We start from the raw sequence: 13,141 nt of genomic DNA on the forward strand, positions 1-13,141 counted from the left end.
TTACCGAGGCGAGAAGCAGGCCCTGAGCTCCCGAGCCGCGGATTCCGGGTCGTCGGCGGCGGTTACGGCCCGTACGACGACGATCCGCTCGGCCCCGGCGTTCCGAACCAGCGGCGCGGTGTCGATGTTGACGCCTCCGATCGCGAAGAACGGTTTGGCAGCCGAATCCAGGCTCTGGCCTATGTGGGCAGCGAACTCGGGCAATTCGAGTCCCACTGCCGCCCGCCCGGGTTTGGTGGGAGTCTCCCAGATAGGGCCAGTGCAGTAGTAATCCACCCCGGAGTCTTGGGACGCGGCACGAACCTGTGCCTTGTCATGACAAGAGCGACCGACAAGGATGTCTTCCCCGAGAACTCGCCGAACCTGCTCGGTGGTCAGGTCGGTTTGTCCCACGTGAAATACGTCGACCCCTGAAAGCAACGCGACGTCGGCACGGTCGTTGGCCGCCGAAAGGCCGCCTTCTTCCCCCGCAACCGAGACAAGAACGTCTAGGGCCTCGAGCTCGGTTCGAATGGAAACCTGCTTGTCGCGCACCTGGATGATGTCCGTACCACCGCGAAAAGCTGCCCTGTAGAACTCTTCGAGTCGTGTGGTATCAAGCTTTTCGACAGCGTCGGCTTCCGAACCTCCGAGAATGAATCTCTGCAGATCCGTGCAGAGATAAAGTCGGGCGCAGCGCAATCGATCGGATCGTTCCGTGCGAAGGCGGGAGGGCCCGGGAGCTTGGGAGGGGGCGGTCAAGGAAGTATGGTCTGGTGCATTCTGGGCAGTCGTCACCCTTGCAACATTAAAGGACTTGCGAGTTAGGTCATAGACTGGAGACACGTGGGAGTCCGGGCTGGCCGGACTGAGAGGGCAATACCGCCGACCATTCGAACTCGATGCGGGTCATGCCGTCGTGAGGAGGAGTAACCGATGCATATCGGCATAGTGGGTTCTGGCGTCGTCGGGATGCAGACCGCGTGGCACCTGAGATTGCGGGGCCATCGGGTGACGATCTTCGATCCGGACCCCGGAAACGGTGCGACACGGGCCGCAGCGGGCATGTTGGCACCCATCAGTGAAGTGCAGTTCGGGCAGCAAGGCCTTTACCCACTCATGCTTGCTGCCCGGCGAGAATATCCGCAGCTCATCGCTCAACTGGAACGGGTCACCGATCGTCCTCACGGATACCTCGAGAACGGCACGCTACTTGTTGCGGCAGACCGCGCCGATTTGGCTCGAGCCGCAGATCATGCTCGGGTCCAGACCGAATACGGCATGGAGACCCGGTCCCTCTCCGCGAGTCGGCTGCTGGATATGGAACCCGGCCTGAACCCTCGCTTGGCCGGCGGATTCGAAGCGCCGACCGATCAGCAGGTGGACCCGCGTCTGCTCCTGGAGGCTCTCCGCGCTGCACTCGTCCATGATCTCGATCCCACCGGATTCGCCCATGCCGGGCCGTCCGCCGCATGGATTATGGAAAGCGTTTCCAGAATCGACCCGGTGGGGGACCGAACAGCAGGCTACGACGTCACGGCGGGGGACAGCGGCCCCCACCGGGTCGATCGGGTGCTCGTGGCGTGTGGCGTGAATTATGGGCGTATCGGTGGGGTTCTCGACCGTCTGCCCTTGGACCTGAGGCCGGTGTACGGAGACATTCTTCGGCTGAAGCTCCGCGAAGGGCAACTCGCACCGGGAGAAAAGCATGTGGTGAATGCGACGATTCGCGCGACAGTCCTGGGACGACAGGTCTACCTGGTCCCACGGGCCGATGGCGGGCTGGTGATCGGAGCCAGCGTACGGGAAGACAACCTGCCCGGAGTCAACGCGGGATGCGTGCAGGAGCTGCTCGAGGACGCCGTGACCGTTGTGCCGGGCGTGAGGGATATGGAACTCGTTGAGGCCATGGCCAGGGCGCGTCCAGGGACTCCGGACGATATTCCGTACGTCGGACCCGTGCCGGGGGCTCCGGGCGTCGTCGTCTCAACCGGCTACTCGCGCCACGGAATTTTGCTCGCTCCGCTCGGCGCACGGCTCGGCGCCGATCTGCTCACCGGGGCGTCCTTGAGCAACGCGGACGCCCGATTGCTCGAAACCATGGACCCTGGCCGCTTCGGCGCGCACACTGATATGGCGCAAGCGCGCCTCACAGGAGGTATACCCGCATGAAAACCGTGAAGGTCAATGACGAAGAGGTCTCCCTGCACGATCGTGCGACGCTCGTCGACGTGGTCGGCAAGTTTTTGGACCGAGACCTAGAGCCCGACGGGCGTCCCGTGGACGGCGGACGGCTCGGCGTCGCCCTGTCCGTCGGAGGCCAAGTGGTGCCCCGGACCGCGTGGCAGGAACGAGTGGTCGCGGACGGTACGGAAATTGACCTGGTCACCGCCGTCCAGGGTGGATAGAAGGAAGAAAAGAATGGAACAGCTGACTGAAACCGACGCAGCCACGGCGCAGAAGCCGGTCACCGACCAAGAATTGCCCCCGCTGCGTATCGGAGATTACGAACTCGTCAACCGGCTCATCATGGGCACGGGCGGCGCCACAGACCTGACCTCCCTGGAGGATGCGTTGGTCGCCTCGGGTACATCGCTGACGACCGTAGCCGTGCGACGGTACAACCCCGATACCAAGACCAGTGTCTTCGCGCTCCTGGAAAAACTGGGAATCGACGTCCTGCCCAATACCGCGGGATGCTACACGGCTCGCGATGCGATCCTCACCGCGAACCTGGCCCGTGAAGCACTCGAGACCGATCTCATTAAGGTCGAAGTCATCGCCGATGAGGACACGCTCCTGCCGGACGTCGTCGAGACGCTTCGCGTGACGGAGACTCTCGCCGAGCAGGGGTTCACGCCACTGGTGTACACCACCGATGACCCCAGCGTGGCGCTCAGGCTCGAAAGCGTTGGGGCGGCCGCGGTCATGCCGATGGGATCGCCGATCGGCACTGGGCTGGGAATCCTGAACCCGTACAACATCGAGCTCATCGCAACCCGCGCGTCGGTTCCGGTGATCGTCGACGCGGGCATCGGAACCGCGTCCGAGGCCGCGCAGGCCATGGAACTCGGGTGCGACGCCGTCCTGGTCGCTTCGGCCGTCACGCGAGCCCGCGATTCTCGGGCGATGGGGCTCGCGATGCGTCGCGGAGTCGAGGCCGGTTATCTCGCTCGCGAGGCAGGCCGAATCCCCCGTCGTACCGAGGCCCTGGCGTCCTCGCCCGTGCAAGGACGGGTCCGCGCGGAGGATCGCATATGACCGGTATCAACGATCTCAGCGATACCCAACTCGAGCGCTTCCAACGTCACCTGGGCCTGGCGGGCTTCGGCCCAGACGCGCAACAAGCGTTGCTTGACTCCCGGATTCTCGTGATTGGTGCCGGAGGGCTCGGATCTCCCATCCTCCAGTACCTGGGGGCCGCGGGAGTAGGGCATATCGAGATCGTCGACGACGATGTCGTCGACCGTTCGAATCTCCACCGGCAAGTCATCCATTCGGAAGCCGACCTGGGCAGGCCCAAGACAGAGTCCGCCGCGGACGTGGTGAGAGGGCTCAACCCGGATGCCGAAGTCGTCGAACACCGTTTTCGGATTACCCCGGAGAACGCCCTGGATCTGGTCCGTCCCGTTGACCTGGTGATCGACGGTTCGGATAACTTCCTGACCCGATACGTTGTCTCCGACGCGGCCGAGATCCTGGGCAAGCCCGTCGTTTACGGTGCAATTCTGCGTTTTGAGGGTCAGGTCGGTGTCTTTTGGGCAGGTCACGGACCCACGTACCGGGACTTGTTCCCCGAAGCACCGGGACCGGGAGAGGTCCCCTCATGTGCCGAAGCCGGAGTGATCGGAGTGCTCCCCGGAGTCATCGGTACTCTGATGGCGACTGAAGCCATTAAGGTCCTGGCCGGTATCGGGGACCCGCTCTTGGGCCGCGTCATGGTCTACGATGCCCTGGCCGCGAGTTTTCAGGAACTACGGCTGGAACCGGATCCACAACGCCGGAAAGTCACCGGTGTGGCCTCGGATCTTGCAGGGTCATCCGACGAGACGATGTGCGCTGTATCTTCGCCCTCGATTCCGCAGGGCGAAATCAGCCCTACCGCCTTGAATGCTCTTCTCGAGGAGCGCAACGAGCTGACGCTCGTGGACGTACGCGAACCGTGGGAGAACAGATTGGGTGCAATACCCGGTGCCGCAAACGTCCCCTTGGGCGATATCCAACGCGACTCCGGGAAAGACCTGGGAGCCCGTCTCGACAAGGATTCGCACGTGGTTCTCTATTGCAAGGCCGGAGTGCGCTCACGGAAGGCCATGGACATCCTGGCCGAGGTGCGACCGGACGTTGAATTCCACAGCCTTTCGGGCGGTTACGACGAGTGGAGCGTTACTTTCTCGGATTGACCAGCAAGAGCTCGGCGTTGCAGCGGTTTCCACGGTCATTTCGGCCAGGAACAGAATCCGATCCTGGGTGGATGCCGAGGTGCAAGCCCCGGGGGACGAATGAAGCAGCAGCCACAGCGCTGGCGGCGATCAAGAAAGTTCTGCGTGAAAAATGAGCCATGGTCCGCAGCCGGTCAGGTGGAGTTTCGGCTGGGTGACGCCTATCCGATACGGAAATGATCGCGACTAGACGGTGTCCCGTAGGGAAAACACCGTATTGCGTAACAGTTTGTAATGTTCCATGGGCCAGGGGAGTGGTTGCGGGGCGCTCCGGCTTAACTCCTTCGGGCAAGGCAAACGAATACCACACGTTAAATATTGAAGCGGATTGCTGATCTCGAGCGGTCCGGTAACCCGGCTGCTCGAGCTTCAAGGGATCTAAGGCTGCTACTCATAGGATCCGACTGGGGTCCGGGCGGAGGGGTGGGGTAGCCGCCATGTTGCCCCATGAAGTGGTCGGTGACTTTGGGTGGGTTGTTGTGTGAACCCGTGCAATGCGGGGGACGAAACTTTCCGTGAAGACACCAAAAGTTAATGTACTAATCAGTACAAAAGTGTCCTGTGGCTATGTAAAGTTCCGTGCAGATGTCGTCGAACTCGCCAGATCGGGCCCGAGGGCGGGGCTGAACAGCTTTCGTGGAGAAGGGTGCAGTCCTCGTCACGAGCGTCGATCGGTGCGGCCGCACTGCGGTTCGTCGAGATCTACTGAACAAGGTCAAAACGAGGAGCACCTATGAAGCTGACAGGAAAGATGGCCGGAATTCTGGGCGGCAGCGCGCTGCTGGTCGGTCTCGCCGCATCGCCCGCGAATGCCACCACCATCGAGAACCACTACCCTGAAACGCCGGCGCTGAATCCCACATTGCCGATCGTGAACACTTACCACGGGTCGGATCACATCAAGCCGAATGTGTTGAACCCTCACCCCGTGTGCAACGCCCTGGAGGACCGCCGCACCGTGGTGTACAAGGTCAACGACAATTTCTCACCGGTGGGGACCATCTCCACGACCAATCACACCACCAAAGACATTCCGCTGACACAGGAGACGTCCAAGTCTCAAACGATCAATATCAGCGTGAATGGCGAACAGGGAAATAGCACCACCATCAACGCTGGAGCCTCCAAGGACGGCGGGACCTTCGGTATCGCCGAAGAGATCTCCAAGAAGATCGGTTTTGAGGCCTCCTACCAACTGTCCTGGAACGCAGGCCAAACAATCGGCCCCTACGACGTTCCTCCGGGATACACGGGTGAAGCCACGTATGGGTTCCGCACTGTGACGATGTCCGGAACACAACAGATCTGCGGAGCCGATGGGAGATGGACCAACCCCACGGCGTGGAACGCATTCGTTCCCGTCAAGAATGAGGTCGAAGTCAAGCTGTACAACAATCCGGCTGATTCCTAAGACGCCGCTGGACTCTGGAACGGAGAACCAAAAAAATGATGAAAAAGCTCATGAGCCGTGCCGCAGCGGCCACTCTGGCACTTGCCCTCGGCATCGTCACTTGTGGTGCGGGTGCTGCCCAAGCGGCCGAACCTGCCCCATCTGCACACGACCTGACCGTTGGATACACCGTCTCGGGAGCGAAGGCGAAAGGCTATGCCGGGTTGGTTGCGATTCATGCGAAGAACGTCGGGTCCGAGCGGTACTACTCCGAATTCCCGGCGATCAGTTTCCGGATTGACGTCAAGACCGACAACGGTCCCCAAGGCGTCGATCGGGTGATTACCCCAGGGTGGTTCAACGGCGCTTATACCCAAGACTTGGGATTCGACGAAAAAACGTCGACCCGGTCCTTCATGGTCACCCTGTCCAACCCCGTCGAGGCCGGTCAGGATCAGCTCATCGCCAACCTCAACTTCGGTGACGGGCTGACCAAGGAGGGGCGTCTGACCAACTACATCACCGTGACTCAGGTGGGCCGCCTGGACGACGACAAGTCCACGGGCAATGATCAGAACGTGGACTCGCGTCAAAACACCACGACCGATTTCCAGAACCCGAGTCCGGGCATATTCTAAAGTCCTACGTTGCGAACCAGCGTCGATGTCATGGCGTGAAGTGCGGCCGGGGGACGAACTCTCCCGGCCGCATTTTGTTCGATGATTCGGATTCTTTGTAGACTCATCCGCTATGGAGAACCCGGCAGTTTTTGACGTGGACGGAACGATCTGTTTTGACGGGCGCAGAATCTCCGAGGACATCGTTGAAGCCCTCCGGGAGCTCCGCAGGTTCCGGCCGCTCATTTTCGCCTCGGCCCGCCCTCTCCGTGACCTCGTTCCCGTTATCCCGAAGGACCTTCAGGATCAAACATTGATTGGGGGCAATGGGGCCTTTGTCCGTCACGCCGGCCAGGTCGAGGTCGTGGGGTTCCGGGTCGGCGATCGCAGGATGCTCGATGAACTGATTGATGCACGTGGATACGCGTATCTGCTAGACGGTCCGTGGAATTACGCCTATACGGGAGATGCGGATCATCGAATATTCCGGCAGCTGGACGCCGGACGGTTGGCTTCCCGCGTCGAGCGGTCTCGACTGGAAAGCTACTCGAAGGCCGTGCTCTTCACGGAGAATGCGCAGACGATAAGCCGTCTGCGCAGGGCGGGCCTCACAGTGACGCACCATCCCGAGGAGGGTTTGATCGACGTCGCACCCAGCGGAATTTCGAAGTACGGAGCTTTGAGGGCGTTGCACGTATCCGCCCGAAGCTATACGGCGTTCGGCAATGATGCGAATGACGTTGATCTGTTGCGCAATGCGGGACAGAGCTATTGCGTGGGGGATCATCCGTCTCTCTCTTTCGCCGAGTATTTTCTGCCCCCGGGTGACGTTGCCCGGGCCATTCGCGGCCTCACTCGGGCGCGCGTCTGAAGCTCACAAGAGTTCCTGCTCGATGTTGCATAAGTAGTTGTGGCCCAAGGGGGCCAGCTCGAAGTCGTGACTCTTTGCGCCAGTTCTGGCCATGTCGACCTTGCGAACGGACAATGCACCGCTGTCGGCCAGTCTCTTGAGGGTTCTGTAGAGTCTTCGCTCCGTGACGGACCAGCCCGTGACCTGCACGAATTCTGTCCGGATCGTAGCGGCTGATAGTCGACCGTGATCGCGGACGATCCTGAGCAGTGCCAGAGTCGTGGCCGACTTCTTGTAGACCTCGATCCAGTTTGCGGTCAGTTCCTCTACCTATTCCTGATCTTCAGTGGGCATTGGCTGGGGATCCGTTTTCGAAGTGTTCAAGGCCGTCTCGCCTCGAAACCGCGGGACACAACGGCTCCGATTCCGTGGGTGATCAGGCCGATTCCCCAGAAGGAGGCCATCCGCGAAGTTTCTCCGTGGGAATTTCCCGTCCGTCAGGATCGCGGGTGAATTCAGGGCGACCAGAAAATAGGCGCGGAGCAGATAGCCGACGTTGACGACGCCGTAGGTGAGCGCATGAGCAATGAAAGAACCGTATCGGATTCGGTTCGGCTTTCTTCCCATCGTCAAGAGGTAGGCCGCGTCCGCGATGCCGCCCAGCGCCGTTGTGGAGACTGCATCGATGCGATTGCATCGAAGGGTAATCAGAATGTGGAGCAGAAGGTTGGAGCAGATAAGGCTCAGGGCGAAGGGCAGGAGTCAGAGATGGGCTCGAGTGCTGGGCGAACTGGTGATCTGAGCTGAAGCTGACATATGTGGACCCCAGGGCGTCGCTAACGGTGTAAATGAGGTGTACGAAGGTGCTGTACCAAAGGTTCACCGAATGGGACCTCCCGGCTCAGAATTTGACGTCGCGCCTCCGGGGTGGTCCCTAACTTCGCCCCGGCGTAGTCTGTAAAACAGCCAGAGCGAAGAACTGTCCGGATGCGAGGTGCGACCGTGGAATCCCATAAGACGACGAGGCCACGGCCGACCGCCGCGCCCCATAAGCAATCTCCAACTCTGCCGCGCAAGCGGTGGTTCGCGCTCTTGGGGCCAGCGTTCGTCGCATCGATTGCGTATGTGGATCCGGGAAACGTCGCCTCAAATCTCTCGGCGGGAGCCGAATACGGATACCTGCTGGTCTGGGTGCTCGTCCTGGCGAACCTCATGGCGGTCCTGGTGCAGTACTTGTCTGCGAAACTCGGGGTCGTCACGGGACAGAGCCTTCCGGATCTGCTGGGTCAGCGCATGCGTCGAGGACCCCGTTTGCTGTTCTGGGGTCAAGCAGAAATTGTGGCGGCAGCGACGGATCTCGCGGAGGTCGTGGGCGGAGCCATAGCCTTGCACATTCTCTTCGGTCTGCCGCTGCTTTGGGGTGGAGTACTGGTGGGTGCCGTTTCGATGCTTCTCCTTGCCACCCAGAACCGCCGCAATCCACGCAGGTTCGAGGCGCTCGTCGTCGGGCTTCTGGTGGTTATCACGATCGGTTTCATGGCCGGACTGGTCGTCAGCCCCGTGGACTGGACAGGGGTCTCCGAGGGGTTGGTCCCGAGGTTTCAGGACTCGCAGTCCGTCTTGCTTGCCGCGAGCATGCTGGGGGCCACCGTGATGCCCCATGCGATCTATCTGCATTCGGCTCTTGTCCGCGACCGACACGGCAGCCCCCGGGGGCGTGCCGACGGGATGACTGGACGCCTCTTGAAGGCAACGCGGTGGGATGTCGTGCTTGGCCTGGTTCTCGCCGGGTCGGTGAATATTGGCATGCTGCTCATGGCGGCCGCGTCATTGCCGGGAGTGCCCGGAACGGACAGCATCGAAGGGGCGGCAACGGCCATTTCCGATCATCTCGGCCCGGTGGTCGGACTCGTTTTTGCAATAGGATTGTTGGCTTCCGGACTGGCCTCGACCTCAGTCGGTTGCTATGCGGGGTCGGCGATCATGAAAGGTCTTCTGCACGTTCAGGTCCCGTTACTAGCACGAAGGGCGATCACCTTGATTCCCGCGCTCGCGGTGCTCGCCGTCGGTTGGGACCCCACGTGGAGCTTGGTGGTCAGTCAAGTGGTTCTTTCTTTGGGCATCCCGTGTGCAATCATTCCGCTGGCCAAGTTCACGGCGGACCGTCAACTCATGGGTCGGTGGGTCAACCCGATGGTGATTCGGGTCTTTGCGGTCGTAGTCACCGTGGCAATTGTTGTGCTCAACGTATTGCTGGTGGTGCTGACATTTTCCGGATTAGCCTGACGACGTGCCGGGCGCAACTTTGCCCACGAATTCCCGTGAAGCCTGTCTTATGCGGCCTTCCAAGACCTCATGCGAGGACAGCTCGCTTGATGTTGCGTAGACCCCGGTCGGTGTCACGTCGGCGTGGAGGAAATTGAATAGCGGCCGCATCGAGTACTCGACGACCATTGATTGGCGGGCAGATCCACCGGTGGCACCGACTAGTACCGGTTTGCCGGTGAGGTCCTCGGGGGAGACCAGATCCCAGAAGGATTTGAAGAGGCCTGAATAGCTGCCCTGAAAAGTGGGGGACACCGTGATGATCCCTGCCGAGTCCAGGACCTCATTCAGCAGGCTTTCCAATTCCCCTTCCGAGTATCCGTTGGTGATGAAATCAGCGATGTCGTAGCAGAACTGACTCAGATGGTGAGTGCGGATCTTGGGTTCAATTCCCCGATCGAGCAGTTCGCGTTTCGTGGCGTCCTTGAACCGGTCCGCCAGCTGCGCGGATGAGGAATGCAGGGCCAAACCGCCCGTGATAATGGTAATTTTCGCGCTTTTCATGACCCTCCCGAGGTTCGTCGCCTCATCCCAGCATGGCACGGGAGGAAACGCGTGTTATCCCCAGCAGATACAGAATGGGTGCCCTGCCGGGTCGGCGAAGACGTGAAAGCCATGAGCAGCTTCCAGGTCGCGGGGCTCTTGGAGCGAGTGAGCCCCCAGTGCGAGCACTTCCTGACACGAGGCCTCGAACTCCGCTGAGGCGACGGTGAGGTCGTAATGCAGCTGCTGGTGCTGGTCGTCTTCACCGGCGGGCCAGGTCGGGGCGATGTGATCGGGAGCGTGCTGAACCGAGACCTGAATCTCCCCGTCCACCACGATGTCCCGCCACCGTGGATCGTTGCTGTCCTCGTCGCTGACCTGGCCGCCGAGAACGTTGGTCCAGAAGGAGGTTTCCGCTTCGATATCGGATGCATCGAATACAACGTTTTTCCTGACGATATCCATGGTTTTCGCCGCTTTCACTGGTGGATGCTCGATAGTGGCCGGTGGGCCTCGTATGGGTACATCATGCTCGATATATCGAAAATTTTGTAGGTCCAGGTTGGTCCCATCGTGGGAGATACCTCGAATTCCGGTTCGTGGGCGATGGAGGGAGTGCCGACAAACTCGACGTAGTCGTGATTTAATTGTGTCCCTGCCGATTGGGTCACACAGGGTTGTAATCGGCACAACACTCGCATCGATTGAGAAGGGGGCCCAATCATGGGTACCAACACAGCTGAGACGAGCGACCAACCGAGGGAGCTCAAAAAGGTCATCGGGCCCAAGCTGCTGATTCTGTTGATCATCGGAGACGTGATCGGGGCCGGGGTATTCGCGATTACCGGTCCCGTCTCCAAGGAAGTCGGCGGTGTTGCGTGGCTGCCGTTCCTCGTCGCTTTCATTGTCGCGACCTTCACGGCGTTCTCCTACCTTGAGCTGGTCACCAAGTACCCTCAGGCGGCCGGTGCTGCTCTCTATATTCATAAAGCGTTCGGAATACACTTCGTTACCTTTATCGTTGCTTTCGCGGTCGCATGCTCGGGTATTACGAGCGCGGCGACGTCGTCGACCTTGGTCGGCAAGAATTTGCTGATCGGTATTGGGCAATTCATCCCCGGGATTCCCTCCGGGCCGACTGCTTCGATGTTCATGGCTATCGGAATCATCATCATTCTTGGGCTCGTGAACCTCCGAGGAATCGGCGAGAGCGTGAAGTTCAACGTGATTCTGACGCTGGTGACTCTGGTCGCGATGGGAATCATCATCGTGATCGGTTTTGCCGCGATCGTCAGTGGGCATGGTGACCTGGGTCGGATAGTCGTCTTCGAAAATCACAGCGACCGGAACATGTTCGCTGCGGTGACCATGGCGACGTCGGTTGCTTTCTTCGCGATGGTCGGCTTCGAGGACTCCGTGAACTTGGTGGAGGAGTGCAAGGATCCGAAGCGCGATATGCCCCGAATGATGCTTACGGGACTCGGCGTTTGCGTGATCATTTACATCCTGGTTGCAGTGACCGTGACGATTGTGATCCCTCCGGGCGACATTGCCGACCCGAAGAACCCGGATGCCGGTGTTCTGCTCGACGTCGTGCGAGTGGGCGCTCCAGGCATCCCGGTCGATGTGATCTTCCCGTTCTTGACGGTCTTTGCCGTTGTGAACACCGCTCTCATCAATATGCTCATGGCCAGTCGCCTGCTCTATGGCCTCGCCAAGCAGCACGTCTTGCCCAGACCTTTCGCAAGCGTTCTGCCCAAGCGCCGGTCCCCGTGGGTTGCGGTCGTGTTCACCACGCTCTTGGCGATTGGACTGGTCGTGTACGTGAACGTCAGTGGCCAGAAGAGCATCGTTGCGGCTCTGGGAGGAACGACCGCGCTGTTGCTCTTGTGCGTCTTCGCGGTGGTCAACGCGTCTCTCCTCGTGCTTCGCAGGGACGCGACCCCTCCGGGCGCTTTCCGATCTCCCACGATCATCCCGATTCTGGGCGTGATCACGTGCGTATTCCTTGCCGGACCTTGGGCCCGAGAACGATCGGCATGGATCCAATATGAGATTGCGGGGGCACTGCTGATCATCGGTATAGCACTAGGCCTCATCAATTGGTTCTTCGTGCATCGAAAAGGTGACAAGACGGAGGTATTCGAAGACATCGAGCACCTCGAGGACTAGCATCGAACGGTGAGATAGTTCGATAGAGCGCAGACGACGGAAGCGGGTCGACCCATCGGTCGGCTCGCTTCCGGCGCAGTGAACGGAGCGCGTCCGGAACGCGGAGACCTTCCCGGCTCTATATGCGCTGTGTAGAGCCATCAGCTGGCGAGGCTGGCCCGGACGACTAAGTTGTCTTGATATGCGAAAATACCTCTGGTGACCCCCGCCGTCTCCGGACCGGAACACGTGACGAGATGTAATCGAGGTGGCCCTGTCGAAGCCAGCAAATCCGGGTCTTCCTTGAGCTTGGCCTGAGGAACCACGTACAGATCGGTAACGCGGTATGTATGTGCTGCCCCGTCGGATCCCGCGGCGAAAATCGGAGCGCATGGTTCGAGTTCGTGGAGGCGCCCCCAGGGGGAAAGGTCGCCAGAATCGTGGTTCACGTGGCCGGCCAAAAATGCGGAGCCGGAACCAGAACCAATGTCTGCCGACCCGTTGTCCCGAACCCCTCGTGGTGCCTCCGGTAAAGGCAATTCCCCGAGCTCATTCGCCTCGGCGACGTCGAATCCAGCCGTGGCGCCGACGGTGGGTGCGTTCCACGTATTGCTGCCGGGAAGGTCTGGGACGATCCCAACCGTTGTGGTCTCACATCGCGCGTCCCTGAAACCGCGGACGGGACGCGGGGCGTATTGCCCACGAGTCTTTTCATCGAGGGCAGTCTTGTGAGGGCCTCGATCCAGGAGGGTGTGACCCTCCGGTGAAGTGAAGGTCCGGCTCAGGAGAAACTCGGGGTGTCTGAGCACGAGGGGAACATGCCGCGAAGGGGAGAACTCGCAGACGAGCACCAACAGGATGACCGTCAGCCCCAGACATATCGGCACCAGGGTGCGGGTCCCCT

14 protein-coding genes are annotated in these 13,141 nt (G+C 60.5%); 10 read left to right on the top strand and 4 right to left on the bottom strand.

The window, feature by feature from the left end; all coding sequences use genetic code 11:
• Complete coding sequence (locus EWR20_RS09710) at nt 1-741, bottom strand: thiamine phosphate synthase (RefSeq protein WP_129360454.1); 741 nt, start codon at nt 739-741, stop codon at nt 1-3.
• Between the two features lie 174 nt (nt 742-915).
• Between EWR20_RS09710 and thiO the strand changes: the two genes are divergently transcribed.
• From thiO to EWR20_RS09760, 9 genes are all read left to right on the top strand, one after another.
• Nucleotides 916-2,151 carry a glycine oxidase ThiO gene (gene thiO / locus EWR20_RS09715; RefSeq protein ID WP_129360455.1) on the top strand — a complete coding sequence of 412 codons (1,236 nt, stop codon included), beginning with the start codon at nt 916-918 and terminating at the stop codon, nt 2,149-2,151.
• The gene (thiS, locus tag EWR20_RS09720; RefSeq protein ID WP_129360456.1) at nt 2,148-2,387 is read left to right on the top strand and encodes a sulfur carrier protein ThiS; all 240 of its coding nucleotides are present in this window, start codon (nt 2,148-2,150) and stop codon (nt 2,385-2,387) included. The genes thiO and thiS overlap by 4 nt, the downstream gene beginning before the upstream one ends.
• Nucleotides 2,388-2,400: 13 nt before the next feature.
• The gene (locus tag EWR20_RS09725; RefSeq protein ID WP_129360457.1) at nt 2,401-3,240 is read left to right on the top strand and encodes a thiazole synthase; all 840 of its coding nucleotides are present in this window, start codon (nt 2,401-2,403) and stop codon (nt 3,238-3,240) included.
• Nucleotides 3,237-4,382 carry a molybdopterin-synthase adenylyltransferase MoeB gene (gene moeB / locus EWR20_RS09730; RefSeq protein ID WP_129360458.1) on the top strand — a complete coding sequence of 382 codons (1,146 nt, stop codon included), beginning with the start codon at nt 3,237-3,239 and terminating at the stop codon, nt 4,380-4,382. Before EWR20_RS09725 ends, moeB begins: the two co-directional genes overlap by 4 nt.
• 772 nt (nt 4,383-5,154) lie before the next feature.
• Nucleotides 5,155-5,832, top strand: coding sequence for a hypothetical protein (locus tag EWR20_RS09735; RefSeq protein WP_129360459.1), 678 nt, complete (start codon nt 5,155-5,157; stop codon nt 5,830-5,832).
• Between the two features lie 35 nt (nt 5,833-5,867).
• Nucleotides 5,868-6,449, top strand: coding sequence for a hypothetical protein (locus EWR20_RS09740; protein WP_197964430.1), 582 nt, complete (start codon nt 5,868-5,870; stop codon nt 6,447-6,449).
• 112 nt (nt 6,450-6,561) lie between these two features.
• Nucleotides 6,562-7,299: an HAD hydrolase family protein gene (locus EWR20_RS09745; protein ID WP_129360460.1), complete on the top strand. Its 738-nt coding sequence runs from the start codon at nt 6,562-6,564 to the stop codon at nt 7,297-7,299.
• Between the two features lie 558 nt (nt 7,300-7,857).
• The gene (locus EWR20_RS09755; protein ID WP_129360461.1) at nt 7,858-8,085 is read left to right on the top strand and encodes a hypothetical protein; all 228 of its coding nucleotides are present in this window, start codon (nt 7,858-7,860) and stop codon (nt 8,083-8,085) included.
• A gap of 180 nt (nt 8,086-8,265) precedes the next feature.
• The gene (locus EWR20_RS09760; protein WP_129360462.1) at nt 8,266-9,564 is read left to right on the top strand and encodes an Nramp family divalent metal transporter; all 1,299 of its coding nucleotides are present in this window, start codon (nt 8,266-8,268) and stop codon (nt 9,562-9,564) included.
• On the opposite strand, the gene EWR20_RS09765 is transcribed toward EWR20_RS09760, so the two are convergent.
• Both EWR20_RS09765 and EWR20_RS09770 read right to left on the bottom strand, forming a co-directional pair.
• Nucleotides 9,556-10,107, bottom strand: coding sequence for a CE1759 family FMN reductase (locus EWR20_RS09765; protein WP_129360463.1), 552 nt, complete (start codon nt 10,105-10,107; stop codon nt 9,556-9,558). The genes EWR20_RS09760 and EWR20_RS09765 overlap by 9 nt on opposite strands.
• A gap of 54 nt (nt 10,108-10,161) precedes the next feature.
• The gene (locus EWR20_RS09770) at nt 10,162-10,569 is read right to left on the bottom strand and encodes a VOC family protein (RefSeq protein WP_238147688.1); all 408 of its coding nucleotides are present in this window, start codon (nt 10,567-10,569) and stop codon (nt 10,162-10,164) included.
• Between the two features lie 240 nt (nt 10,570-10,809).
• Between EWR20_RS09770 and EWR20_RS09775 the strand changes: the two genes are divergently transcribed.
• A complete protein-coding gene (locus EWR20_RS09775) occupies nt 10,810-12,258 on the top strand; it encodes an APC family permease (RefSeq protein ID WP_129360464.1) in 1,449 nt (482 codons plus the stop codon).
• Nucleotides 12,259-12,398: 140 nt separating this feature from the next.
• Here the strand turns inward: EWR20_RS09775 and EWR20_RS09780 are convergent, their stop codons facing one another.
• The gene (locus EWR20_RS09780) at nt 12,399-13,124 is read right to left on the bottom strand and encodes a class F sortase (RefSeq protein WP_165001010.1); all 726 of its coding nucleotides are present in this window, start codon (nt 13,122-13,124) and stop codon (nt 12,399-12,401) included.
• Between the last annotated feature and the right edge of the window lie 17 nt (nt 13,125-13,141).

Source organism: Rothia uropygioeca (genome assembly GCF_004136585.1).
Classification (GTDB): Bacteria; Actinomycetota; Actinomycetes; order Actinomycetales; family Micrococcaceae; genus Rothia.